Origin of the sequence: Mariniflexile jejuense (assembly GCF_042675665.1) — a bacterium.
In the GTDB taxonomy this organism is placed as follows: domain Bacteria; phylum Bacteroidota; class Bacteroidia; order Flavobacteriales; family Flavobacteriaceae; genus Mariniflexile; species Mariniflexile jejuense.
Genome location: NZ_JBHTJI010000001.1, coordinates 1,127,222 through 1,152,403, shown reverse-complemented (window position 1 = coordinate 1,152,403; position 25,182 = coordinate 1,127,222). Strand labels below are relative to the sequence as shown.

Annotated in this window: 21 protein-coding genes; 13 read left to right on the top strand and 8 right to left on the bottom strand. The window is 32.1% G+C overall.

Translation table 11 applies throughout. The features are described from left to right. The first annotated feature begins 12 nt into the window (after positions 1–12). Positions 13–753, top strand: coding sequence for a succinate dehydrogenase/fumarate reductase iron-sulfur subunit (locus ACFQ1R_RS04940; RefSeq protein WP_379925013.1), 741 nt, complete (start codon positions 13–15; stop codon positions 751–753). A 91-nt stretch (positions 754–844) separates the two neighbouring features. Further along, positions 845–1,774: a M28 family peptidase gene (locus tag ACFQ1R_RS04935; protein WP_379925012.1), complete on the top strand. Its 930-nt coding sequence runs from the start codon at positions 845–847 to the stop codon at positions 1,772–1,774. A gap of 19 nt (positions 1,775–1,793) precedes the next feature. On the opposite strand, the gene ACFQ1R_RS04930 is transcribed toward ACFQ1R_RS04935, so the two are convergent. The 4 genes from ACFQ1R_RS04930 to ACFQ1R_RS04915 all read right to left on the bottom strand — a co-directional run bounded on the left by ACFQ1R_RS04930 (position 1,794) and on the right by ACFQ1R_RS04915 (position 11,197). Further along, positions 1,794–2,927, bottom strand: coding sequence for an efflux RND transporter periplasmic adaptor subunit (locus tag ACFQ1R_RS04930; protein WP_379925010.1), 1,134 nt, complete (start codon positions 2,925–2,927; stop codon positions 1,794–1,796). Positions 2,928–2,937: 10 nt separating this feature from the next. After that, the gene (locus ACFQ1R_RS04925) at positions 2,938–7,251 is read right to left on the bottom strand and encodes a CusA/CzcA family heavy metal efflux RND transporter (RefSeq protein ID WP_379925008.1); all 4,314 of its coding nucleotides are present in this window, start codon (positions 7,249–7,251) and stop codon (positions 2,938–2,940) included. 77 nt (positions 7,252–7,328) lie between these two features. Beyond that, complete coding sequence (locus ACFQ1R_RS04920) at positions 7,329–7,721, bottom strand: hypothetical protein (protein WP_379925006.1); 393 nt, start codon at positions 7,719–7,721, stop codon at positions 7,329–7,331. Between the two features lie 50 nt (positions 7,722–7,771). Beyond that, on the bottom strand, positions 7,772–11,197 hold the full coding sequence (locus tag ACFQ1R_RS04915) for a hypothetical protein (protein ID WP_379925005.1): 3,426 nt from the start codon (positions 11,195–11,197) through the stop codon (positions 7,772–7,774). Positions 11,198–11,368: 171 nt separating this feature from the next. Between ACFQ1R_RS04915 and ACFQ1R_RS04910 the strand changes: the two genes are divergently transcribed. The 4 genes from ACFQ1R_RS04910 to ypfJ all read left to right on the top strand — a co-directional run bounded on the left by ACFQ1R_RS04910 (position 11,369) and on the right by ypfJ (position 15,406). Next, positions 11,369–12,133, top strand: a complete 765-nt coding sequence (locus tag ACFQ1R_RS04910) for an exodeoxyribonuclease III (RefSeq protein ID WP_379925004.1) — start codon at positions 11,369–11,371, stop codon at positions 12,131–12,133. A 41-nt stretch (positions 12,134–12,174) separates the two neighbouring features. Next, entirely contained in the window at positions 12,175–13,134 is a 960-nt protein-coding gene (locus tag ACFQ1R_RS04905; RefSeq protein ID WP_379925003.1) for an OmpA/MotB family protein, read from the top strand. Between the two features lie 235 nt (positions 13,135–13,369). Further along, positions 13,370–14,410 (top strand): aldo/keto reductase, encoded by a 1,041-nt coding sequence (locus ACFQ1R_RS04900; protein ID WP_379925001.1) that lies wholly within the window; start codon positions 13,370–13,372, stop codon positions 14,408–14,410. Between the two features lie 93 nt (positions 14,411–14,503). Next, positions 14,504–15,406, top strand: a complete 903-nt coding sequence (ypfJ, locus tag ACFQ1R_RS04895) for a KPN_02809 family neutral zinc metallopeptidase (RefSeq protein ID WP_379924999.1) — start codon at positions 14,504–14,506, stop codon at positions 15,404–15,406. An 18-nt stretch (positions 15,407–15,424) separates the two neighbouring features. Here the strand turns inward: ypfJ and ACFQ1R_RS04890 are convergent, their stop codons facing one another. The 3 genes from ACFQ1R_RS04890 to ACFQ1R_RS04880 form a co-directional block, all read right to left on the bottom strand. Beyond that, on the bottom strand, positions 15,425–16,528 hold the full coding sequence (locus ACFQ1R_RS04890; RefSeq protein ID WP_379924998.1) for a lipid II:glycine glycyltransferase FemX: 1,104 nt from the start codon (positions 16,526–16,528) through the stop codon (positions 15,425–15,427). 416 nt (positions 16,529–16,944) lie between these two features. Beyond that, positions 16,945–18,492, bottom strand: a complete 1,548-nt coding sequence (locus tag ACFQ1R_RS04885; protein ID WP_379924996.1) for an Rne/Rng family ribonuclease — start codon at positions 18,490–18,492, stop codon at positions 16,945–16,947. 401 nt (positions 18,493–18,893) lie between these two features. Beyond that, complete coding sequence (locus tag ACFQ1R_RS04880) at positions 18,894–19,214, bottom strand: HU family DNA-binding protein (RefSeq protein WP_379926306.1); 321 nt, start codon at positions 19,212–19,214, stop codon at positions 18,894–18,896. 108 nt (positions 19,215–19,322) lie between these two features. Between ACFQ1R_RS04880 and mutY the strand changes: the two genes are divergently transcribed. From mutY to gldD, 4 genes are all read left to right on the top strand, one after another. Beyond that, positions 19,323–20,384, top strand: coding sequence for an A/G-specific adenine glycosylase (mutY, locus tag ACFQ1R_RS04875; RefSeq protein WP_379924994.1), 1,062 nt, complete (start codon positions 19,323–19,325; stop codon positions 20,382–20,384). 85 nt (positions 20,385–20,469) lie between these two features. Then, a complete protein-coding gene (locus tag ACFQ1R_RS04870; protein WP_379924992.1) occupies positions 20,470–20,928 on the top strand; it encodes a single-stranded DNA-binding protein in 459 nt (152 codons plus the stop codon). Positions 20,929–20,981: 53 nt separating this feature from the next. Next, the gene (locus tag ACFQ1R_RS04865; protein ID WP_379924990.1) at positions 20,982–22,286 is read left to right on the top strand and encodes a gliding motility-associated protein GldE; all 1,305 of its coding nucleotides are present in this window, start codon (positions 20,982–20,984) and stop codon (positions 22,284–22,286) included. Then, positions 22,286–22,867, top strand: a complete 582-nt coding sequence (gldD, locus tag ACFQ1R_RS04860) for a gliding motility lipoprotein GldD (RefSeq protein ID WP_379924988.1) — start codon at positions 22,286–22,288, stop codon at positions 22,865–22,867. The genes ACFQ1R_RS04865 and gldD overlap by 1 nt, the downstream gene beginning before the upstream one ends. Positions 22,868–22,922: 55 nt before the next feature. Here gldD and ACFQ1R_RS04855 read toward each other — a convergent pair whose 3' ends face one another. Then, positions 22,923–23,366 carry a heavy-metal-associated domain-containing protein gene (locus tag ACFQ1R_RS04855; RefSeq protein WP_379924986.1) on the bottom strand — a complete coding sequence of 148 codons (444 nt, stop codon included), beginning with the start codon at positions 23,364–23,366 and terminating at the stop codon, positions 22,923–22,925. A gap of 267 nt (positions 23,367–23,633) precedes the next feature. Between ACFQ1R_RS04855 and ACFQ1R_RS04850 the strand changes: the two genes are divergently transcribed. The 3 genes from ACFQ1R_RS04850 (at position 23,634) to rpmA (ending at position 25,133) form a co-directional block, all read left to right on the top strand. Further along, the gene (locus tag ACFQ1R_RS04850) at positions 23,634–24,077 is read left to right on the top strand and encodes a DUF4199 domain-containing protein (protein WP_379924984.1); all 444 of its coding nucleotides are present in this window, start codon (positions 23,634–23,636) and stop codon (positions 24,075–24,077) included. An 88-nt stretch (positions 24,078–24,165) separates the two neighbouring features. Then, positions 24,166–24,831 carry a 50S ribosomal protein L21 gene (gene rplU, locus ACFQ1R_RS04845; RefSeq protein WP_379924982.1) on the top strand — a complete coding sequence of 222 codons (666 nt, stop codon included), beginning with the start codon at positions 24,166–24,168 and terminating at the stop codon, positions 24,829–24,831. Positions 24,832–24,872: 41 nt separating this feature from the next. Next, positions 24,873–25,133, top strand: coding sequence for a 50S ribosomal protein L27 (gene rpmA, locus ACFQ1R_RS04840; RefSeq protein WP_379924981.1), 261 nt, complete (start codon positions 24,873–24,875; stop codon positions 25,131–25,133). The last annotated feature ends 49 nt before the right edge of the window (positions 25,134–25,182 follow it).

Genomic DNA, 25,182 nt, shown 5'->3' with positions numbered 1-25,182 from the left:
ATAAACTATAAAATGAATCTAACACTTAAAATTTGGAGACAAAAAGACTCAAAAGCAAAGGGTCAAATGGTCGATTATAAAGTTACTGAAATTTCAGAACACATGTCTTTTCTTGAAATGATGGATGTTTTGAATGAACAATTAATAAATTCAGGTGAAGAACCTGTGGCTTTTGATCACGATTGTCGTGAAGGTATTTGCGGTATGTGTTCTATGTACATAAACGGTGAAGCACATGGTCCTGATAGAGGCGTAACAACCTGCCAATTACACATGCGTATGTTTAAAGATGGCGATACTATTACCATAGAACCATTTAGAGCAGCTGCATTTCCTGTAATTAAAGATTTAGTGGTAGATAGAAGTGCTTTTGAGCGTATTCAACAAGCGGGAGGTTACATTTCTGTAAACACATCTGGAAATACTCAAGATGCGAATTCTATTCCAATTTCAAAACATGCAGCTGATGAAGCAATGGATGCAGCAACATGTATTGGTTGTGGTGCTTGCGTTGCAACATGTAAAAACTCATCTGCAATGTTGTTTGTTGGGGCAAAAGTATCACAATATGCATTGTTACCTCAAGGACAAGTTGAAGCTGCAGATCGTGTTCGTAACATGGTAGCACAAATGGATTTGGAAGGTTTTGGAAACTGTACTAATACTGGTGCTTGCGAAATTGAATGCCCTAAAGGTATCTCATTAGAAAATATTGCTAGAATGAATAGAGAATTAATAAAGGCAAGTATATAATAATTCCCTTTCATCGATAATTAATAAAACCCAAGCCTACGCTTGGGTTTTTTGTTTAGCTTTACTTTACCTAACCAAATTAACTAGTTTGATGAAATTCATTAAAATAACTACCATAAGCTTTATTTTTCTTTTTTCTGCGTTACTTTTTTCTCAAATAAGTTTACAAGAAAAACACGAAACCAAATCTTTATTTGATGAACATATGTTACTTAGTCACATAAAAACATTATCATCTGATGCTTTTGAGGGTAGAAGAACAGGAACAAAAGGTGCTTTAAAAACTGAAAAATATATTATTAACCAGTTTACTTCGTTTAATGTTTTACCATTAGAAAAAAATTATACACAACCATTTTCATTCAGTTCTGAAGGGAAAAATTACAATGGTGTTAACCTTTTAGGGTTGATTAAAGGCTCTTTATATCCAGATAAATACATTGTAATTAGTGCACATTACGATCATGAAGGTATTAAAAATGGACACATATATAATGGTGCAGATGATAACGCATCTGGAACTTCTGCCTTATTTAGTTTTGCCGAATATTTTAAAAATAATCCACCAAAACACTCTGTTATATTAGCCGCCTTTGATAGTGAAGAACTAGGGTTACAAGGCTCAAAATATTACTTAAATCATACTATAATACCATTAAAACAAATAATGGTTAACCTTAATATGGATATGATTAGTAGAAGTGATTTGCACGAACTATTTGCTGTTGGAACAGTTTTTAATAAAACATTAAAGGATGTTATTTTAAATCATAAATATTCTACTAAAATAAAACTTGTTGCAGGACACGACCATGGTAATTGGAAAGAAAACTGGACGGATGCATCAGACCATGCATCGTTTCATAAAAAAGGCATTCCATTTCTCTATTTTGGTGTTGAAGACCATAAAGATTACCACGAACCAACTGATGATTATGAAAACATACAACAAGCATTTTATATAGAAGCTGTTAAAGTTATTATAGCTGTTTTTGAAAAAATTGATGTATTACAACTTTAACAGCTTCCTATATAATATATTACTCACTTTCGTTTAATAACATAAAGCCACCTTTAATTAAAATGTCTTTATTTTTTAATTCATCTGAATTTAAAACGGTCGCATAATCTTCATTTTGCGAACCTAAATCAAGTTTTATTTTTTTAAAGTAGAAGTTGTTGTTGGCTTTCTTATCTAGAACTAAAGTAAAATAGTTGGTATCCATTTCTAAAATAGCATCTTTTGGCAATGCTAAACTTTTAACAGAACCAGTAATAATAATAGCTTCTACAAACATACCAACTATAAAACTTGCTTGTTCTTCGTTAAGTATATGCGCATGCACTTTTACAATTCTTGTTTTTTCATCAATAGTTGTGCCTACCAAATGCACTTCTGCTTCAAAAGTTTCACTAGAAGCTTCTGGAATTTTAAAACGTATTTTTTGATTTTTTTTAACCTTCAAAATATCTTTTTCAAATACCGATAGTTCAATATGGATATGGTCTGTATCAATAATTTCCATTATAACATCGGCTGGCGAAACATAGGCGCCATTGCTTATATTTACTTTGGTTACAAAACCATTAATAGGTGAATATAAATTAACGGTTGAGGTTAAATTACCTTGTTCAACAGCAGCAGTACTAATATTTAGCATATTTAGTTTTTTTCGTAAACCGTTGTATTGTGCTAAACTACTTTTATAAGTTCCTTCAGCTTTTAAAAAGTTTTTTTCTGAAGTTATTTTTTCATCAAACAATGTTTTTTGACGCGTAAATTCAGATTTTAAATAGCTAAGTTGTTCTGCAATTTCTAAATATTGCTGTTGCATTTCTACAAATTCAGGGTTTTCAAGCGTTACTAAAAGTTGTCCTTTTTTTACTTTATCGCCAATAAGCAAAGGTGTTTTTGTAATATAACCACCCATAAATGCGCTTACAGAAGCTTTATTATGTGGTGGCACATCAATAATACCACTGGTTTTAATTTCTTCATTAAAATCATGTTCTTCTAGTTTACCCAATTGCATTTGTTCACTATTAAACTGAGATTGCGTTATTAAAATTTCATTTGAATTTACTATTTCTTCATCTTTAGAAGCTTTGTTTTTTTCTGAATTTCCGCAAGCCATTAAAGCAAGGAAAACGGTTAAGATATATATGTTTTTCATAGTGTTTAATTTATAGTATTAGGTAATTTATGGCGATTATAGTTTGGTTATAACCATGAATATTGCTTAAATAAAATAGCTCAATATCTGAAGCAGTTTCAATGCTTTGTATGTATTGAAAAAAATCTATTTCGCCTTCTTTAAAAGTACGTTCGGCAGTTTTTATAATTTCTTCGGAAAGAGACTTGCCTTGTGTTTCATAATAATTTATAGCTTCATCGTATTGTTGAAGTTTTGCCAATAACATTTGGTGTTCGCTATTTAATTTAACTTTATAATCTTGTTTTTCGGCTTGAATAACCTCTTTGGCTATATTTGAAGCTTTTATTCTTGAAGTATTTCCACTAAAAAATATTGGGATTTTAACACCTAATTGATAGCCTTTAATAGTTCCATTTAAAGTAGCGTTGGTGCCTTGAAAGTATTCCAAACTTAAATCGGGCAACAGGTTTTGCTTTTCTTGCTGATGTAATGCTTTGTAAACAGCTTCATTATGCTCATAATACACAATTCCAATATTATTTTGTAGAGATATAGTTTGTAATTCAAGCTTTTTTAAAGGTTCTTTTGTTGTAAAAATGGTTTCTGTTTGCACCAATTTTTTTAATTGTTCTTCAGCTAAAGTAACATCTTGTTGTGCTTGTTTGTAGTTAGTTTCAATCTGTTTTCGTTTCGATTTTGCACTAATCATTTCTAAATAATTGGTTTCGCCCAATTGAAAACGGCGTTCTGCAGCATTTGCAAAATTTTGGTATAAACTATCTAAATACTTGTATGTTTTGGCTTTGTTTTTTGAATAAATTAAGTTGTAATAAGCCAGCGTAACATCGCGTTTTAAGGTTTCTAATTTTATAGCGTATTCCGATTTTTGAAGGTTATATTTTGCTTTATTTACTTTCTTATCTGCAAAATAAACTGTTGGAAATTTAAAATCTTGAGATATGCCAAAAACCTTTAATGGCAAACCATTTATTGCTAAATTGTTTTCATCATAATGATAATAAAACGATGTTTTATCAAAGCTAAATGCACTACCTATTAAAGCATTTGTTTCGTCAGTTTTAAACGAAGTCGCTTTTAAATGTGCATTATTTTCAATTGCCAGATTTATTGTTTCTTCAATGGTTAAAGGTTTTTGTTGAGCATTTATGTTTAGTGATATTAAAATCGCAACCATTGGTAGTATTGTTTTTTTGTTCATTTTAATTTCTTTTTTTTCTTCAAACCAAGCGTACAAAACGGGTAAAACAATTAGGGTTAACACCGTTGCGGTAACCAAACCACCAATAACTACGGTTGCTAAAGGGCGTTGTACTTCGGCACCTGCATTTGTAGAAATTGCCATAGGTAGAAACCCAAGTGCGGCAGCGGCGGCTGTAAGTAAAACAGGACGTAAACGTTCGGTAGTACCTCTTTTTATAAGTTCTTCAATGTTGGTAATGCCTTCTTCTTTCAGTTCTTTAAAATGCTCTATTAGTACAATACCATTTAGTACTGCAATACCAAAAAGTGCTATAAAACCAACACCTGCCGATATGCTAAAGGGCAAATCTCTAAGCCAAAGTAATAGTACGCCACCAACAGCTGAAAGAGGAATGGCTGAATACACCATAACCGCTTCTTTAATTGAACCAAAGGCAAAATGTAATAAGATAAAAATGAGAACAAGTGCTACAGGAACAGCTATCATTAATCTTGCTTTGGCACTTTGCAGATTTTCAAATTGACCGCCATAGGTAATGTTATACCCAACCGGAAGTTTTACTTTGGTTTCTATAATATGTTTAACATCATCTACAACCGATTGTAAATCACGATTTCTAACATTAATTCCAACTACAATGCGTCGTTTGGTATCATCTCTTGAAATTTTTGCTGGACCTGTAGTGTATTTTATTTCGGCGAGTTCGCTAAGCGGAATTTTCAAACCATTAGGTGTATCAACATATAAATTTTGAAGATTTTCAATATTGGTTCGATGTTTATTATCTAAACGAATTACCAAATCAAACCGTTTTTCACCTTCAAAAACAGTTCCTGCACTAGCGCCTGCAAAACCCATAGAAATTAATTGGTTAATATCTGAAATATTTAAGCCATAGCGAGCAATTTTGCTTCGGTTATAGGTAACACTCATTTGTGGTAAACCTTCCACTTTTTCAATAATAATATCTGATGCGCCTTCAACATGTTGAATAAGTGACTTAATTTCATTTGCTTTTTTTGCTAAAATCGATAAATCTTCACCAAAAATTTTGATTGCAACATCGGCTCTAACACCTGTGATAAGCTCATTAAAACGCATTTCGATGGGTTGTGTAAATTCTACTTCCATACCTGGAATAATGCTAAGGGCTTCTTTAAATTTATCAGCCAATTCATCTTTACTTTTTGCAGAAACCCATTCTTTTTTTGGTTTTAGTTTGATAATAACATCACTTTCTTCCATACTCATTGGGTCGGTTGGTACTTCGGCAGCACCAATTCTACTTACTACTTGGTCAACTTCTGGAAAATTATCTAAAAGTGTTTTTTCAATTTTAGTGGTAATTTCAATGGTTTTTCCAAGCGAAGTTCCGGTTTTTAAAACCGGTTGAATTACAAAATCACCTTCATCCAAAGTCGGTACAAATTCGCCGCCCATTGTAGTAAAAAGCCAAATACTAAATGCTAATAAAAAACCAGCTCCAGAAATCACTATTTTTTTGTTTTCTAACGCCCAATGTATTGTTGGTTTATATAGTTTTGTTAAAAACTGCATTAACCTAACAGAAATGTTTTTATCACTTTGTTTTTCTGGTTTTAAAAACAGTGATGAAATTACAGGTACATACGTCAAGCAAAAAATCATAGCGCCAATTAAAGCAAAACTGAATGTTAATGCCATTGGTTTAAACATTTTACCTTCAACACCACTTAAAGATAAAATAGGAATGAAAACAATAAGGATGATGAGTTGCCCAAATATGGCAGAATTCATCATTTTTGAAGCACTTTTTTGCGTGATATTATCAATAGAAGCTTGCTGATTTGCTTTTGAAAGGGATGAAATTTTTAAACTTTGCGATGTAATTTGGAAGGCAATAAATTCAACAATAATAACAGCGCCGTCTATTATAATACCAAAATCGATAGCACCTAAACTCATTAAATTGGCATCTATACCAAAAATATTCATTAATGAAATAGCAAATAATAAGCACAATGGAATTACCGATGCTACAACCAAGCCTGAACGTAAATTTCCTAATAGTAAAACCACCACAAAAATTACGATTAGTGAACCTAAAATTAAATTTTCGGCAACGGTAAAGGTTGTTTTTCCTATAAGTTCGCTTCGTTCTAAAAAGCCATTAATATAAACGCCTTCGGGTAACGAGTTTTGGATGGAAGCAACACGTTCTTTTACGGCATCTATCACTTCTTTGGAGTTGCTATCTTTTAGCATCATAACTTGCCCTAGTACTTTTTCGCCTTCGCCATTTCCTGTTATGGCACCAAAACGTGTAGCACTTCCAAAACCTACATTAGCAACGTCTTTTATGTATATCGGCAAGCCTTCATTTTTTATAACAATGTTTTCAATATCTTCTAGTGATGTTACCAAGCCTTCACCACGAATAAAAAAGGCTTTGTTGGTTTTTTCAATATAACCGCCACCAGCAATACTATTGTTTTTTTCTAAAGCATCAAAAACAGCCATATTGTCAATATTCATTGCTTTCAATTTTTCTGGATTTATGGCAACTTCATACTGTTTTAAATTACCACCCCATGTATTAATTTCTACAACACCAGGAATACCAGAAAGCTGGCGTTTAACTATCCAATCTTGAATGGTACGTAGTTCGGTAGCAGAATAACGGTTTTTAAATTCTGGTTTTACATCTAAAATGTATTGATAAATTTCACCTAAACCCGTTGTTATTGGTCCCATTTCTGGAGTACCAAAACCCTCGGGAATTTTTTCGGTAGCCGATTTTATTTTTTCAGCAATAAGCTGTCGTGGTAAATAGGTACCAAGTTTATCTTCAAAAACAATGGTAACTACTGATAATCCGAATTTTGAAACCGAACGAATTTCTTCAACACCAGGCAAATTTGCCATTTCAAGTTCCACAGGATAGGTAATGAACTGTTCAACATCTTGGGTTGATAAATTTCTTGAAGTTGTAATAACCTGTACTTGGTTATTGGTAATATCTGGTACGGCACCTATAGGTATTTGGGTTAACGAAAAAATTCCGAAACCAATTACAGAACCTATAAATAGCAGAATTACAAGCTTATTTTTTAAGCTGAATTTTATTATGTTTTCTAGCATAATTTATTTTAATAAAAATTAATAAATGCTATTCAAAAAAAAGATTTGAATAGTTTAAAAAAGAAATTGAAATAGAATTAAGCTATTTTGGGTGGTTGAAAAACAGCAGGTTTTTCGAAAGAAGAAAAGAGTTGTTTATAAAAAAAGTTAAGAGGAATTTCTGTAAATGTTTGCGAGTAAACGGTATATGTAATTGATGCAAACATTGTAAAAGAAGTATGTATGTGCGAACACATATGGTGGTTATCTTTAAAAGGTAAATTCTCGTGCCCTTTATGTTTGTTTTGATGGGAAGCCATCTTTTCACCGTAATGTTCAGAGATAAATTCAAAAAAATTATCGCCGTAAACTTCTTGATGGTATTTGGCATGTTCCAATAATGCATTAAACTTCGAAATGTCTTCAATGTTAATGTTGAAACTTTGAATAAGAATCAAAAAGGAATATATTACAACAATAATTTTACTCATACCTAAGGCAATATTACAAAAAATATTGATTGTTAAATAGTTGTATTTTGTTAAAAATAAGCTTTCAATTGTATCGTACCTGTGTGAATGGTTTTGCTGGCAGGTGTTTTTCTGCCAAAATAGCTTAGGTTTAAATCTAAAAAGGTAGTCAGTTTTTTTTGCGCCAATAAGCTCCATGTAAAGTTTCTACCGGGTTGCAACCCTTCAAGCATTTGGTATGAAACAGGCGTATTTGCACTACCACTAAAGTTATTTGAGAAAAAGTTAAATTCACCAATTACTGAACTTTTTTGGCTAGATGAAAGCGTAAACGATGTACCATATTTTTGTTGTTTTAAGGTTTCTAAACTGCCAATGGTATTTTCTTTGTTGGCAAATTGGTAGAAAATATCAAACCGCGAATTATCATTAAACAAATAGGATAGTTTTGGGTTGAAACGGGTTTCATCAAAATTATAATTTTTACTTGCGAAATTTTGGCTTAAACTTTCATTGGTTTCAAATTCAGATTGAAGTGTTATTAACCAACTTTCGGCAATTTTATGATTAAAATTAAACTGATGACTTTTCAATCCATTTTCAATAAAACCAATCGATAAAATGTTACTAGTTTTGTTTGAAAGATACGTGTAAGATGTTGTATAATGTTGTTTTCCTCGATTAAAAAACAATACATTTCTAAAATTTAATTGAAGGCCTAATTGGTTTTCTGTATTATTTTCAAACGGATTTAAGTTGAAACTTGAACCATTACGTTTTAATTTCCTATCTACCAAATAACTGGTTTGGTTGTAAAAATGCGACCAGAATTTTTGAGTTTTATTTTCACTAACCGACCATTGCGACGGATTGATTGTTAAGGTTTGACTCAACCTGTTTTGATGCGTTTTTATAGGGTTTCGGTTTGGTAACAATACCCGAATGTATTTTCCTTGGTCTTGAAATTGTGCGATTTCAAATTCTTCAAGTTCTTGAACTCCGATTTCACCTTCTTCAGGATTGTCAATCCATGTATAAACTCCCTGACCAGGCTCAACTTCAACATAAGTGAAATCTTGTTCAAAAATACTTCCCGAATTAGTTTCAAATAAGGTATTCCATTGTACTAATTGTTTAAAAAGTTTTTGATTAAACTGCAAACGAGAGTTTATAGATTGCTCATCGTTTATGACTTTTTCTGCACTTTTTAAAGTTCTGTAATTAGCAAAAAGAGCTAAATTGGTATTTGTGTTTTGAATGAGTTTGGTATCTAGATAAAACGTGTTTGAGGTGTTTACTTTTTGTAATTTATTGTTTCTAATACTGTCATTCACACGGTTTTTATAACCAATTTCGGTAAAAATTTTCGTGCTATCACCAACGCCATAAAATACTTCGTACGATTTGAATTTCTGACTTAATGCTGTTAATTCTTGAGTTGATATATTTTTTTGCTCATTAGCTTCAATAGCTAATTTTGTACCTAACCAACTTTTTTTCATGCTATACGTAATTTGGTTTGAAGACCTTAAAAACGTTGAGGTATTTGTGTTTGAATTTGCATTTAAAAAACTTGAATACGAAGTAATCCTAAACTTATTCAACATTAAATGTGTATTGAAAATATGCCTGTTGCCATTAAAATTTTCAGAATATCCTAAATGTTCAAATTGATAGGTAGCATTTCCTTTTTCAGGATGATTCAAATTAAACCCAGAAGAAAATAAGGTTTGATTGCCTAAATTAACATTCAAAATGGTAGTAGTATCATCGTTTAAATTCCAATCTCTATTAAATTCGGCGTTGTATAAACGTTCAATGGTTTTGAAGTTTTTTTGAATAAAATCGCCATTGGCAAACACATTTAAATCCCATAAACTATCATTTTTGATAAGGTTTTGAGATAGTTTAAGTTTTCCTGCAAAACCATCATTATTGGCATCATCTAAATTTGAAAACAGGTTTAAATCGTTTTTGCTACCAGCAACTTCAAAACCAATAGCTGTTTTTTGGTTAGGGGTATAATTACCATTTACCACCGCTATTTGAAGTTTTGTTGGCGCAATTAATTGTGTGATTGGTGCATAATTACCTTGTAAAACACCTATATATTCGTAAATATTATTAATAGCATTTGTGCTACTTAAAATATAATCGCCTTGGTTAATTCCAACTTGAGAAAAGGTAACACGATATAATGTATCATCTGGATTGTTTGAAAAAACAAAAGCTTCAACGCCACCAATTAATTCTTTTTTGTATAAAATACGATTATCGTTTTGAGCTTCTTCAACTTCTGAAGGCGCAACCATTTGCGTTCTATCATCACCAGCGTTAGCCAATATTTGTACTTGTGCGTCTGATAGGTTTTGTTGTAATGGTTGGTTTTTAGCATCATTTTCAGAATATACAGAAACACCAAAAGTTAATTTTTTACTTTCAAACCTGCCGCCGCCGTAAGCAACTAAACGAGAATAATTACGTTCGCTATATTGGTAATCGACGGTAATTCGCATTTCAGAGGTAATAGGAAAAGTGGAGTTGAATATAATTTCACCAGCATTGTAATCAATAATATAATCTTTGTTTTCACCGCGTTGCGCCACCACACCATTTACATAAACGGTTTCACTACCCGAAACAATAAGCACAAACAATTCGCCATTTTGTCCTTGTAATTTGTATGGACCTTGGTTGCCTTCTTGGGCTTTAAAAGTACTTCTAGTAAATTGCCCACGTACCAAAGCGCCTGCGGCAAATAGATTTGTTTTAGTATCATCATCACCTAAATTGGTTAGTATTGATAAGCCTTGAACACGTTTTGAAAAATTAGCAAAATAAGAATGAGTGTTTTGCAAGTCGATATCACCTGCACGAATGTTCCACTTATCACTATACAATTCAATAAAAACTTGGTCAAATTCATCCAAACGTTGGCTATAGCCACTTTCTTGCAACGGAATATTGGCATCTTGAATGGATGCGCGAAGCGACACTTTTTCACTTAATTTTCCAGAAATTTGCAAATCTAATTCACTATTTAATACCGAGTTTTGATTATTGCCAACGGTAACACCACGTGAAATGCTTCCCGATGTTGTTAAACCATCAAATGGGATGTAGTTTTTTGAGGTGTTTGGTTGTGAAATTTGATATAGTTTTTGAAGATTCTCGGTATTTTCAACAATAATAGTATCATCTAACTGCTGATAGGTTTTTGTTAAAAAATCTGGAAATTTCAAATAATTAATAATAATAGAATCTGTTTCAATAGGTTTTAAAAATTTTAGAATAGCTTTTCCAAAATCAACTTTATAAAAAGACTTGTCAATAAGTGAATCGTTTTTGGTTTTAATGGTGAAGTAGTTCGAGTTTATACTCACACTATCAATTACAATAGTATCGTTTATAGCAACTTTTTTAGTTCTATAATTTGAGTTTTGAGCAAATGCACTAAACCCAATAAAAAAGATAAAAAGAAAGGTTATAAACTTCATTAGATACTTAAACTGCAAATAGTTTAAAATATTTTGTTAATAGTTTTCGTTAAATGTGGCATAAAATAATAGTGTAAAAGTAACGCATTATTTATTTTAGCTGAAATTAACTCACTTTTTAAAAGTGAGTTATCCCAAAGCAGTTTGGGATTTCATCAAACTTACTAGAAAATGAAAATAATCTCATACAACGTAAACGGTATTCGTGCAGCATTGAATAAAGGTTTTATAGATTGGTTAAAAAGTGCTAACCCAGATGTAATTTGTTTACAAGAAATTAAAGCTTTAAAAGAGCAATTGGATTTGGATATTTTTGCCGAAGCTGGTTACAAATACAACTATTGGTTTAGTGCTCAAAAAAAAGGCTACAGCGGTGTTGCTATTTTAAGTAAAATAGAGCCAAAGCATGTAGAATATGGCACAGGAATTGCTTCAATGGATTTTGAAGGTAGAAACCTGCGTGCCGATTTTGATGGTGTTTCGGTAATGAGTTTATATTTACCATCAGGAACCAATGATGATAGGTTAGACCATAAGTTTGAGTATATGGATATGTTTCAAGATTATATAAACACCCTTAAAAAAGAGGTTCCTAATTTAGTTATCTGTGGTGATTATAATATATGTCATGAAGAAATTGACATTCATAACCCAAAAGGATTAAGTAACGTTTCTGGGTTTTTACCTGCAGAACGCAAGTGGATAGGTGGGTTTATTAATAGCGGGTTTACAGACTCTTTTCGCCATTTAAACAAAGAACCTAATAACTATACATGGTGGAGTTACCGTGCCAATTCCAGAGCTAATAACAAAGGTTGGCGATTAGATTATGCCATGGTTTCAAACCACATACAAGAAAAGATAAAAAGAGCCGTTATACTATCAGACGCTGTGCATAGCGACCATTGTCCAATATTAGTTGAAATAGAAAATTAAAACCCAATTTATAATAACCAAACCTAAAAAGTATTTTTAAAATGATAAAAAAAATTTCATTAGTTGCTTTAACATTAGTACTTGCAACATCATGCGTTTCACCTAAAATTTACAAAGAATTAGAGTCAAAATATGCCAATTTAAAACAAGCAAACAGAAAACTTGCTGATGAAAACGAAGATTTACTTTTCGATAAAACAAAAGCGGAAAATGAGTTAAAACAACTTAAAACAGATTATGCCGAAGCACTAGCACAACGCAATAAATTACAAAGCGATTTTGATGCTGCAAAAGCAAATTTAGAAGCACTTAAATCATCGTATGATGCTTTAGAGAAAAATAGTTCAGCATCAATAGCTGCAAATTCAGAAAAAAACAGAGAACTTTTAGCGCAATTAGAAGCTAAAGAACAAGCATTGGCCGATGAAAATCAACGTTTAGAAAACCTTAAAAAGCAATTACAAGACCGTTCAAACCGTGTTGCAGAACTTGAAAAAGTTATTTCAGATAAAGATGCAGCAATGAGTGCTTTAAAGGATGCTATTTCCAAAGCCTTAACCGATTTTGAAGGTAAAGGTTTAACCGTAGTACAACGCGATGGTAAAGTTTACGTATCTATGGAAAACAAATTACTTTTTAGTTCTGGTAGTTGGGCAGTTGGAGTAGAAGGTCGTAGAGCTGTACAACAATTAGGCAACGTTTTAGCTAAAAACCCAGATATTGCCATTTTAATAGAAGGTCATACTGATAATGTACCATATCAAGGAAACGGGCAAATAGTTGGTAACTGGGATTTGTCAACCAAACGTGCCACAGCTATCGTTAATATTTTAAGAGAAAACGCATCTATAAATGCTGAAAATTTAACCGCCGCAGGTCGTGGTGAGTTTGCACCAATTGCCACCAATGAAACTCAAGAAGGAAAAGCAAAAAACCGTCGTATCGAAGTTATTTTAACACCTAAGTTAGATGAGCTTTCAAAACTATTAAAAGATAATTAAAAGTTGGGCGTTACCACAAGGGTCGGGTTTTCCACTGCAAATGCGAAGCATTCACGATTTCTAAGTTTAAAAATAAAACTTATGAGTAATCCCTAACGCAAAACAAACCTTAACACATTTTTAAACCTTTCAGTCCATAAGTAACTGAAAGGTTTTTTTATCTTTAACATCTTATTTAAAAACAAAAAGAAACTGTCTAATAATCTAAATATCTAGGCAGTCTAACAATCTAAAAATGAAATACACTACCCTACCACACACAAACATAAAAGTTAGTAAAATTTGCCTAGGTACCATGACTTGGGGCAACCAAAATACCGAAGCCGAAGGACATGCACAATTAGATTACGCTTTAGAGCAAGGTGTTAATTTTATAGATACTGCCGAAATGTATCCAGTGCCAGCAAGTCCAGAAACACAAGGTGCAACCAGTAAAATTATTGGTACATGGTTACAAAAATCTGGGAATCGAGATAAAGTTGTTTTAGCAAGTAAAATTGGAGGTCGCCCAAGCGATTATACAGCACATATTAGAACCACAGGCTTAAATGGAAACGCTATTGAAGAAGCTATTAATGCCGAATTAAAACGTTTGCAAACCGATTATATCGATTTATACCAAATTCACTGGCCAGAACGCGATACCAACACATTCAATACACGCGATTATAAACATAATCCTGATGATGCATGGAAAGATAATTTTAACGAAGTACTTCAAAAATTAGAACAACAAATTAAAGTTGGTAAAATTCGTCACGTTGGTATGTCAAACGAAAAAGCTTGGGGTGCAATGCGTTTATTGGAAGAATCAAAAAACCATAGTTTACCACGCATGAAAACTATTCAAAATGCTTATTCATTAATTAACAGAGGTTTTGAAGGCGATATGGCAGAAATAGCAATACGCGAAAATTTAGGATTATTAGCCTATTCACCTATGGCATTTGGTGTACTTTCTGGTAAATACATCAAAGGAACAGCAGCTGATAATGCTCGGTTAAAATTGTTCCCAAGGTTTGCGCGTTATAGCAGCGAAGCATCTACCGAAGCAACAAAACGTTATCTAAATATAGCAGAAGCTAATAACATGACTTTGGCGCAAATGAGTTTAGCATTTGTAACACAACAACCGTTTGTAACCAGTAATATTATTGGAGCAACCAGTTTAGAGCAGTTAAAAGAAAACATAGGAAGTGTAAATATTACATTGGATGAAGCTATTTTAAAAGAAATAAATGATGTGCATACAGCCATTCCTAATCCTGCTACATAAACGAACTCTAAAATATCTTAAGCTTAATTAATTCAACATATTGAAATTATATGTAAATTGAAGCAATAAATTATACATTAAATTGAATAAAGCATGAAATGGCAAGGTAGAAGAAAAAGCACTAATATAGATGATCGTAGAGGGCAAAGTAGTGGTTCTGGTCAAGGAATAGGCGGATTTAACCCAACGCTTTTAGGGCCAATTGTAAAGCTTCTTTTTTCAAAAGTAGGACTGATTATTGTTGGGTTGTTTTTAGTTATTTCATTGGTTATGGGGAAAAATCCACTTAGCTTAATTACCCAACTTTTAAGTGGAGGAATGCCACAAACAGAATCTGCTACACCATATAAAGCTACTGCAAAAGATAAAGAATTAGCCGATTTTAGTGCAACAATATTAGCAAACACAGAAGATGTTTGGAACAAACTTTTAACTAATTATAGAGAACCAGAATTAGTGCTTTTTACAGGTTCAGTTTCTTCTGCTTGCGGTTCTGCTTCTAGTGCCACAGGTCCTTTTTATTGCCCAGGCGATGAGAAATTATATATCGATTTAAGTTTTTTTGATGAAATGGAACGCCGTTTAAATGCGCCCGGAGATTTTGCTCAGGCATATGTAATTGCACATGAGGTTGGACATCACATTCAAAAAATAACAGGAATTTCGGATAAAATGAATCGTTTACGAGGGCAAGTTTCTCAAACCGAATATAACAGATACTCGGTAATGTTAGAGCTTCAAGCCGATTTTTTAGCAGGTGTTTGGGCACATCATTCTCAAGCCATGACACGTATGATGGAAACAGGAGATTTAGAAGAAGCAATGAATGCCGCCAATGCTATTGGTGATGATAGGTTGCAAAAACAATCAAGTGGCAGGGTAGTGCCAGATTCGTTCACACACGGAACTTCTGCACAACGCATGCGATGGTTTAAAAAAGGATTTGACACGGGTGATTTGTCGCAAGGCGACACATTTAGTGCTACTTCGTTGTAATCTGGCTTTTGTTCAAATTTATTTTTTAGCTTCCTGTAACTTATAAAAGTCATAAAGCTTTTTGTTGTATGGGTAATCCCAACACCCCATTCTATGAAAAAGGTCGCCGCCAAATCCTTTTTTGTAAATATGTACACCATGTAATGGATGTTTTCTATTTAAATTAGGTGCAGAGCCAAACATATCGTATTCTGTACAACCCCAGGCTTTTGCTATTTTAATAGATTCCCATTGCAGTGCATAACTTGCCATTGCGTTATTTTTAGATGATTTAGATGCACCATATAAATAAGTGCCTCTTTTTTTTGATAATACTAAAAACATAGAAGATAGAAATTTACCATCAATATCAGCCATTAGCATTTTAACTGTAGTGCCATTTTTTGTGTTATCTTGGTTTTTTAAAATGGTAGTAAAAAATTCTTGATTTTGTACTGGTATGTTATGCCGTAAGGCGGTATCAACATATAACTTATACCATGAATCTATATATTCTATGCCATATTCACGAACTTTAATTCCTTTTTTATTTGCTTTTTTTACATTGTACCTTGTATTATATCGCATGTTAGCAAGTAAATCTGCTTCGTCTAAAGTTAAATCAAGAAAAAAAGTGTTTTTAGGAAGATTGTCTTGTACACTTTTTTGCAAGTTCCAATTGGTTGTGCCAAAATTCATTCTAAATTCTTGTGTTCTATTTGGTGGAGGACCAAGCCAATTACCTGAATTGTCGAAATATTCTTTTTCAACAGCCCATTGATTTTCCCAAATTAAATCATAGCGAATAAAGATGCAATTTGAAGGTAAGTGAGGTTTTATAGATTCGGATAAAAGTTCTAAAAATAAGCCTTGGTTTTCGAATGTAGGTTCTAATTTTGGTCCGTAAGGAACATAAGCAATACAAGTATTATCGTTTATGTATCTTATAAGTATCAACAAGTCTTCATTTGCTTTTTCTAAAGAACTTGCATTACTAGTTAGTATATTTTTTGAAATAGTAAGTTCAAATCCTTGTGGTATAAATCCTTGTTTGCTTTTTATACGCCCCCAAAATGGCGTTTGAGGTAGTATGTTTGTTGTTTTAAATGTTTCAATATCTTTTCTTTCTAACTCACAAATCATCTTTTTTTTTTTGGCGCAAAACTAAGAAATCATATAATTAATTTAAAATTATTTGCAATTTGTTTAAGTATTTTGTCAAATAAAATGCTGTTAAATAGTTGTAAATTAGTTGTTTGTTTTTATTTTTTGGTTTTGTTAATGTAAGAATACTTAGTTGTAAAATGGCTAGAATTTATTTAGCAAATTAATGCGTTAAAAATTACTCATGCATATTATTTTAAAACAAAAAATCATAAAAGCTATACATTTGTGAAGGATAGTTGATAGTAAGGTAAGAGTGCGGACATGTAGCGTATAGCCCAATGGTTTTAGGCTAACACCAAAAATAAATATTGAGTGTAAATTATCTTATTAGGTTCGCAATAAGGTATAAAAACAAAAAAGCCTCACTAAATTAATAGTAAGGCTTTTTTAAATTATTTAATTTGTTTACCATCTTTATCAAAAAAGTGGTATTCTAAATACGTGTAAGCATCTCTTGGTAAAACTTTAACCCATTTTTTGTGTTCAAAAAACCATTTTGAACGTATTGATGGAAAACCTTTTGTTAAAAAGGCTGCTATAAAAGGATGTGTGTTTAAGGTCAACTTTTTATAGTCTTTTTTAAATAGTTGTTCTAGATCGTACTGTATTTTTTGTACAATGCCTATTGGAGCTTCAACCTCAGAACCGTTATTAACTTCGTCAGGATTTTCTTCCTTAGTTTTAATATTCATTTCTGGGCGAACGCGTTGTCTTGTAATTTGTATCAAACCAAATTTACTTGGTGGCAATATTTTGTGTTTTGCTCTATCATCCTTCATTTCATCGCGAAGGTGATTGAAGAGTTTTTGCCTGTTTTCAGCGCTAGACATGTCAATAAAATCAACTACTATAATGCCTCCCATATCGCGTAAACGCAATTGACGAGCCATTTCGGTAGCTGCTATTAAATTAACTTCTAGTGCTGTATCCTCTTGGTTGTTGGCTTTGTTAGATCTATTTCCACTATTTACGTCTATAACGTGTAGTGCTTCGGTGTGTTCTATAATTAAATAGGCACCTTTTGCCATAGAAACAGTTTTGCCAAATGAGGTTTTAATTTGTCGTTCAATTCCAAATTTTTCAAAAATTGGAACTGTTGACTGATACAATTTTACGATTGATTCTTTATTAGGTGCAATTTCATGCACGTAATCTTTAATTTGAATGTAAAGCGCTTCATCATCAACATGAATTGCAGTAAAGGTGTCGTTAAAAATATCTCGTAAAATTGACGAGGCTTTGTTCATTTCACCTAATACTTTACTTGGATGATGTGCTTTGTGTAGCTTTTTGCACATTGCGGTCCAACGACCTAACAAATTTTGCAAATCTTTATCTAATTCGGCTACTTTTTTGCCTTGTGCTACGGTGCGTACAATAATGCCGAAACCTGGTGGCGTAATGCTTTTTACCAATCGTTTTAGGCGGTCTTTTTCGTCTTTATCTTCTATTTTTTGTGAAATAGAAATACGACTAGAAAAAGGTACTAAAACAATATATCTTCCAGCAATAGAAAGCTCGGAGCTTATTCTAGGGCCTTTGGTGGATATGGGTTCTTTTACTATTTGTACCAATAGCGATTGATTTGATTTTAAGACATCAGAAATCTTTCCGTCTTTATCAATATCTTTTTCAAATGGGAAATTTTTTAAAGTAAAATCTTTTAGTTTACCTGTGCTTACACTTTTTGTGAATTTTAAAAGTGAAGGCAATTTTGGCCCTAAATCATGATAATGCAAAAAAGCATCTTTTTCATAACCTACATTTACAAATGCAGCATTTAGTCCAGGAACAGCTTTTCGTATTTTGGCTATAAACACATCACCAACCGAAAAATTGTTATCATCTTCATCTTTCTGTAATTCAATAAGTCTTCCATCTTTTAATAAGGCAAAATCAACGTGCTCGGAACTAGATCGAATAATCAATTCTTTATCCATTAAGTTAATTTTTATCCATACGTTTAAGTTGTAAAGTTGTAAGTTGTAAAGTTGTAAAGTTGCTTAACAAAAAACAACCAACAACTAACAGCTAACGACTAACGACTGAACTGTACAGATGGATTAAACAATATTTTTCACAGGATTTTTTTAATATCCGTGGAGTTCATAAAACGCTAAAATGCATCTAAAAATTTAATGAACTCATTTCAAAGAACTTTTCTTGTTTTAAAACCAAAAAAGTAGCTATTAAAACTACTTTTTAGGGTTTATTTTTTCTTTTTGTGACGGTTAGCGCGTCTACGTTTTTTACGTTTGTGCGTCGCTACCTTGTGTCTCTTACGTTTTTTACCACTTGGCATAAATAGTGTCTTTTTTGATTAATAATTTATTTTAATGTTTTATTTAACGTCTACATTTGTTTTAACGCCTTCAACAAAAACTTTTGCTGGCTTAAATGCAGGGATATTATGAGATGGAATTTTAATGGTAGTGTTTTTTGAAATGTTTCTACCAGTTTTTTCAGCTCTAGTTTTAATAATAAAGCTACCAAAACCTCTTAAGTATACATTATCACCACTTTCTAAAGAAGATTTTACCTCTTCCATAAATGTTTCAACAGTTGCTTGAACATCACCTTTTTCAATTCCTAATTTATCAGAAATTTTTGCTACTATATCAGCCTTAGTCATTTTAATATTGTTTTTTAAGTTACTATAAATTTTAAAAGGGATGCAAATATAGGAATTTAAAATTCAATATTTCAAACCTAATTCATTAAAATTTAAGATTATAAACGTTTATTTTTGTTTGCTGTATTTATTTAATTAATGAAATTTTCAAAAACAATAACCCTTTGGTATTCAAACAATAAGCGCGAACTACCGTGGAGACAAACAAAAGACCCGTATTATATTTGGTTATCCGAAATCATTTTACAGCAAACCCAAGTGGTTCAAGGTCTTCCATATTACGTCAAATTTACACATAGTTTTCCTTCTGTTTTTCATTTAGCCAATGCTGGTGAAAGCGATGTGCTAAAATTATGGCAAGGGTTGGGGTATTATTCTAGAGCCAGAAATTTACATGCTACCGCCAAATACATTGCCAACGCGTTGAATGGCAAATTCCCTAATAACTATAAAGACTTATTAAAACTTAAAGGCGTAGGCGATTATACAGCAAGTGCTATTGCATCTATTTGTTTTAATGAAGCTACGGCGGTGGTTGATGGTAATGTATATAGAGTGTTATCGCGCTATTTTGGTATCGATACGCCTATTAACTCATCGCAAGGCAATAAGGAGTTTAAGCAATTAGCCCAAGAATTGATTGATGTTAAAAACCCCGCAACCTTTAATCAGGCTATTATGGAATTTGGCGCAACACAATGCAAACCTCAAAATCCAGATTGTAATATTTGCCCTTTTAATAGTAGTTGTATCGCTTTTAATAAAAACAGGATTTCAGAATTGCCAGTAAAATTAAAAGCAGCAAAAGTTAAAAAACGTAATTTCAATTTTTTAGTGTTTATATTTAATGATAAAAAAACCATTTTAGAAAAACGAGAAGGTAAAGGTATTTGGCAAAACCTATATCAATTTCCTTTAATTGAAACTGAAAAAGCTACTACTTTTGATGATTTTGTTAAGCTTGTTAAGAAGCATCCAATAGTAAAAGATAAATTGGTTGAAATGGTACTATATAATGAAGACAGTATTGTTCATAAATTATCACATCAACACCTTTACACTAAATTCTGGATTGTACAGGTTGATAGAACTTCAAAAAATGGTATTTTAACATCTGAAATTCAAAATTATGCAGTACCAATATTAATTGGTAATTTTATAGAACGTTTTAATTTTGATTCGTTTAATACATTCAATTAAATTTTTTATTAATTTTAAAAAAACGAAAAGCAAGCCGTTAAAATGCAAAGCAATTCAGTAATTTTGCTAATCAAAGAATTAAATTATGTCTGGAACATTAAATAAAGTTATGCTAATTGGGCATTTAGGAGATGAAGTTAAAATACATTATTTTGAAGGAGGAGGATGTATTGGTCGCTTTCCTTTGGCAACAAATGAAAGTTACCTAAGTAAACAGACAAATGAACGCATTTCGAACACTGAATGGCATAATATTGTAATTAGAAATAAAGGAGCTGAAATTTGCGAAAAGTATTTAAGTAAAGGCGATAAAGTATATGTTGAAGGTCGTTTAAAAACCAGAAAATGGCAAGATGAAAGTGGTACAGAACGTTATACAACCGAAATACAATGTACAGAATTTACTTTTTTAACAACTAAAAAGGAAAGTGAAGGTAATGCGTCAAATACAACAGTTACAGCACAAAAGCCTGTTGCCAAACCACAACGTGAAAGCGCGCCAGAACCTATTGTTGGTGAAGATGATGATGATTTACCATTTTAATAATAAATATCTCGAAACCACGAGACTGTTTTGTGTAACTAAAAACCTAGTACTTGGATCCTGACCCCGCGAGTTTTATAAGATTAATTATGGCAATTGATGTTTCAATTGTTTTTGGCATTGTATTATTATTTTTACTGTTGCTGTTTTCTGCATTAATTTCTGGTGCCGAAGTAGCACTTTTTTCACTTTCAAGAACTGATATAGATAAAGGATTAGAAGCAAAATCGAAACGTATTGAAATTATAGATGCACTCTTAGATCGTCCTAAAAAATTACTAGCAACCATTTTAGTAGCTAATAACTTTATAAATATTGGCATCGTAATATTGTTTGCTTATTTAAGCAGTGAATGGTTTTCAGGCATCGCATCACCCATATTAAAATTCATTTTAGAGGTTGTTATTGTTACATTTTTAATTTTGTTGTTTGGTGAAATTCTTCCTAAAATATATGCTAGTAGAAACAATTTAAAATTTGCCACATTTATGGCATACCCACTAAGGGTTTTAGATGTGTTGTTGTCGCCATTAAGTTTGCCAATGCGAAGTGTAACAATTGCAATACATAATAAACTAGGAAAGCAAAAATCTAATTTAAGTGTCGATCAATTATCACAAGCATTAGAGCTTACAAGTGAAGAAGATACCACCAAAGAAGAACACAAAATATTACAAGGCATTGTACAATTTGGAAATACAGATACCAAGCAAGTTATGCGTCCACGTATTGATATTTTCGCTTTAAACATCGAGCAAAAGTACATTGAGATTATGCCAGAAATAGTTAAAAACGGCTACTCTAGAATTCCAGTTTATAAAGATAATATAGATAGCATAAAAGGTATTTTGTATGTTAAAGATTTACTACCATACATAGACAGAAAGCAATTCGATTGGACAACTTTAATGCGAGAACCATTTTTTGTGCCTGAAAATAAAAAGTTGGATGATTTAATGGCTGAATTTCAAGAGAAGAAAGTACATTTAGCAGTTGTGGTTGATGAGTATGGTGGTACTTCAGGACTTATTTCTTTAGAAGACATAATTGAAGAAATTGTTGGCGATATTAGTGATGAGTTTGATGATGAAGATTTAACCTATTCAAAATTAGACGATAATAACTTTGTGTTTGAAGGTAAAACAGCATTAAAAGATTTTTATAAAATTATAAAAATTGAAGACGTAGCAGTTTTTGAAGAATACAAAGGTGAAGCCGAAACCATTGCAGGTTTTGTTTTAGAAATATCAGGTAGTTTTCCTAAATTAAATAGTAAAATAAATTTTGAAAATTACGTTTTCAAAATAGAAGCTTTAGATAAAAAGCGCATAAAGCTCGTAAAATTTACAATTACATAATGAAGCATTTCTTATATATATTTTTTATGCTTGTTCTTTGTGTTTCATGCGGACAAGATTATATTCCAAAGCCAAATGCTTTTTTACGATTAGAATATCCAGAGGCACAATACAAAACCATTAATGCAAATTTGCCTTTTACTTTTAAAAAAAATAATTTGGCAACAAGTATCAAATATAAAAAACTACCAGCATCAACTGAAAGTTACGGGATAAATATCGAGTATAAATCACTAAAAGGTACTATTTTTTTAACCTATAAAGCCATTAATGGTGATAAAAAAGTGCTTACTGAATACCTTCGTGATGCGCAAAAATTCACACTAGAGCATACTATCAAAGCAGATGAAATTCCTGTGTTTCCATATGAAAATAAAGAACGCAAAGTGTATGGTGTTTTTTCTGAAGTAAAAGGAAACGTTGCATCGCCAGCACAGTTTTATGTAACTGATAGTGTTCAGCATTTCCTTGTTGGTTCACTTTATTTTTATGCAAAACCTAATTATGATTCTATTTTGCCAGCAGCAAATTATTTGCAAAGGGATATGACTCAAATTATGGAATCACTTCACTGGAAATAAAAAAGCTCCTTAATTTTAAACTAAGAAGCTTTACTAAAATGTGTTTTGTGTGTTTTTATGCGCTAGCTTTTGTAGTACAACAAGCTTTTTTACAGTCGCTAGTACAAGCTGCTTTTTCAGCTTCGGTTTTATTTGTGCAATCTGCTTTTTTACAGTCTTTTTCACAAGTTCCTTTACTAGAACTACCACTTTTCATGTTCATAACTTTGTAAGTGCTAGAAACTTTGGTAACTGTTTTTTCTAATAATGCAGGTGTTACTTTAGCTTCATCATACTCAACCATAGCTAATTTTTTGTCAAAATCAACCGAAGCAGATTTCACACCATCCATTTTAGCTATTTTACTTTCAATGGTTTTTGCACAACCCATAGCACATGTCATACCTTCAATAGTAAATTCGGCTTTGGCATAAGTAGCATTTGGATCTAAAGTTTTAGAGGCATCTGCAGCAACTTCTACAGCTTTTACTTCTGGTTTGGTTTCGTTTTTACAGTTCATAACAAACAAAGCTAGAAACAAAACCATTATTATATTTTTTATTGTTTTCATTTTATAATGGTATTATATATGACGCAAAATTACTAAATAAAGCGATTTAAAATGGAGTTATTAATAATTAAAAACTTGTTAAAATTATTTTTTTACCAAAATTTTCACGAAATTTAATAGCATAAATTGCTCCAAAAAATAAATTATGCTCCAAATTTTAATTATGAAGTGAACTAATAACCTATGGTATTTGCCACAATTTAAACATTTAAGAACATGAAAAAATTAACGCTTTCTATTAGATTTGGTTTGGTTACAAGCGCTGTGTTGATTGCTTATTTTTTAATTTTAGCATTATTTCATAGACATATTAACCCCGTATTTAGTTTTTTTAACGCTGTAATAACCGCTTTTGGAGTATATGAAGCAATACGATTAAGTAAGCTTGAAAGTCCTGAAGCGTTTTCTTATGGTGAAGGTTTTAAAATAGGTCTAATTACAGGCTTTATTGCAACCATGCTTTTTACAATTTTCTTTCTTTTTTATGCTACAGAGTTTAGTCCTAGTTTTTTACCCGAATTACTTAAAGAAATGCATGGTGGTTTAGGCGCCGATGTAGGTTTGGTAACCTTTGTAGTAGCCATTATGGGGCTTGCAACCACGGTAGTTTCAACACTTGCAGTTATGCAACTTTTAAAAAACAATAAAAATCTTGCCTAAATAAAAATAAAACGCTTGTAGATTAATTAAATAGCAGTATATTTGCACTCATTTTTGAACAAAAATTAATTAATAAACACGTTACGCTATGTACGCAATTGTAGAGATAGCAGGGCAACAATTTAAAGTTGTTAAAGACCAAAAGGTTTTTGTACACCGTTTACAAACAGAAGAAGGAAAGCAAGTAGCTTTTGATAATGTTCTTTTAATTGGTGATGGTGACAATGTAACTGTAGGCGCCCCAGCTATAGACGGAGCTCAAGTAGGAGCAAAAGTCTTAAAGCACCTTAAAGGTGACAAAGTTATAGTTTTCAAAAAGAAAAGACGTAAAGGATACCGCAAGAAAAACGGTCACCGTCAATCTTTAACTGAAATTGTAATAGAAAGCATTGCTGCTTCTGGAGCTAAAAAAGTTGCACCAGTAAAAGCAGAGAAAAAAGTTGAAGCTAAAGTTGAAGCTGTTGCACCAAAAGCAGAAGCTAAACCAGCATCAAAAAAAGCAACAGCAAAAGCTGATGATTTGAAAAAAGTTGAAGGTATTGGACCAAAAATTGCTGAAACATTAAATGCTGCAGGAATTACAACTTTTGCTGAATTAGCAAAATCAACACCAGAAAAAATTGCTGAAATCATCGCTGAAGTTCGTGGAAACCACGTAACTGATACTTGGCCAGCACAAGCTAAGTTAGCTGCTGAAGGCAAATGGGATGAGTTGAAAAAATGGCAAGACGAATTAAATGGTGGGAAAGCTTAATTGCTAACCGCTGAAGTTTAACAATATAAAAACTTAAGACAATGGCTCATAAAAAAGGAGTAGGTAGTTCTAAGAATGGTAGAGAATCAGAATCAAAACGTTTAGGCGTTAAGATTTTTGGTGGTCAAGCTGCTATTGCTGGAAACATTATCGTAAGACAAAGAGGTAATACACACCACCCAGGTGAAAACGTGTATTCTTCAAAAGATCATACATTACACGCATACGTTGACGGTATTGTAAAATTCACAAAGAAAAAAGATAACAAATCTTATGTTTCTATAGTACCTTTTGAGGTTTAAGAAACAGTTTTCTTTTAAAGACTAAACCCTTTCTGTTTTCAGAAAGGGT

What these genes read in the sequence shown, in the direction of transcription:
- ACFQ1R_RS04940 (WP_379925013.1), top strand. Translation starts at nt 13, where the DNA reads ATGAATCTAACACTTAAAATTTGGAGACAAAAAGACTCAAAAGCAAAG.
- ACFQ1R_RS04935 (WP_379925012.1), top strand. Translation starts at nt 845, where the DNA reads ATGAAATTCATTAAAATAACTACCATAAGCTTTATTTTTCTTTTTTCT.
- ACFQ1R_RS04930 (WP_379925010.1), bottom strand. Translation starts at nt 2,927, where the DNA reads ATGAAAAACATATATATCTTAACCGTTTTCCTTGCTTTAATGGCTTGC.
- ACFQ1R_RS04925 (WP_379925008.1), bottom strand. Translation starts at nt 7,251, where the DNA reads ATGCTAGAAAACATAATAAAATTCAGCTTAAAAAATAAGCTTGTAATT.
- ACFQ1R_RS04920 (WP_379925006.1), bottom strand. Translation starts at nt 7,721, where the DNA reads ATGAGTAAAATTATTGTTGTAATATATTCCTTTTTGATTCTTATTCAA.
- ACFQ1R_RS04915 (WP_379925005.1), bottom strand. Translation starts at nt 11,197, where the DNA reads ATGAAGTTTATAACCTTTCTTTTTATCTTTTTTATTGGGTTTAGTGCA.
- ACFQ1R_RS04910 (WP_379925004.1), top strand. Translation starts at nt 11,369, where the DNA reads ATGAAAATAATCTCATACAACGTAAACGGTATTCGTGCAGCATTGAAT.
- ACFQ1R_RS04905 (WP_379925003.1), top strand. Translation starts at nt 12,175, where the DNA reads ATGATAAAAAAAATTTCATTAGTTGCTTTAACATTAGTACTTGCAACA.
- ACFQ1R_RS04900 (WP_379925001.1), top strand. Translation starts at nt 13,370, where the DNA reads ATGAAATACACTACCCTACCACACACAAACATAAAAGTTAGTAAAATT.
- ypfJ (WP_379924999.1), top strand. Translation starts at nt 14,504, where the DNA reads ATGAAATGGCAAGGTAGAAGAAAAAGCACTAATATAGATGATCGTAGA.
- ACFQ1R_RS04890 (WP_379924998.1), bottom strand. Translation starts at nt 16,528, where the DNA reads ATGATTTGTGAGTTAGAAAGAAAAGATATTGAAACATTTAAAACAACA.
- ACFQ1R_RS04885 (WP_379924996.1), bottom strand. Translation starts at nt 18,492, where the DNA reads ATGGATAAAGAATTGATTATTCGATCTAGTTCCGAGCACGTTGATTTT.
- mutY (WP_379924994.1), top strand. Translation starts at nt 19,323, where the DNA reads ATGAAATTTTCAAAAACAATAACCCTTTGGTATTCAAACAATAAGCGC.
- ACFQ1R_RS04870 (WP_379924992.1), top strand. Translation starts at nt 20,470, where the DNA reads ATGTCTGGAACATTAAATAAAGTTATGCTAATTGGGCATTTAGGAGAT.
- gldD (WP_379924988.1), top strand. Translation starts at nt 22,286, where the DNA reads ATGAAGCATTTCTTATATATATTTTTTATGCTTGTTCTTTGTGTTTCA.
- ACFQ1R_RS04855 (WP_379924986.1), bottom strand. Translation starts at nt 23,366, where the DNA reads ATGAACTGTAAAAACGAAACCAAACCAGAAGTAAAAGCTGTAGAAGTT.
- ACFQ1R_RS04850 (WP_379924984.1), top strand. Translation starts at nt 23,634, where the DNA reads ATGAAAAAATTAACGCTTTCTATTAGATTTGGTTTGGTTACAAGCGCT.
- rplU (WP_379924982.1), top strand. Translation starts at nt 24,166, where the DNA reads ATGTACGCAATTGTAGAGATAGCAGGGCAACAATTTAAAGTTGTTAAA.
- rpmA (WP_379924981.1), top strand. Translation starts at nt 24,873, where the DNA reads ATGGCTCATAAAAAAGGAGTAGGTAGTTCTAAGAATGGTAGAGAATCA.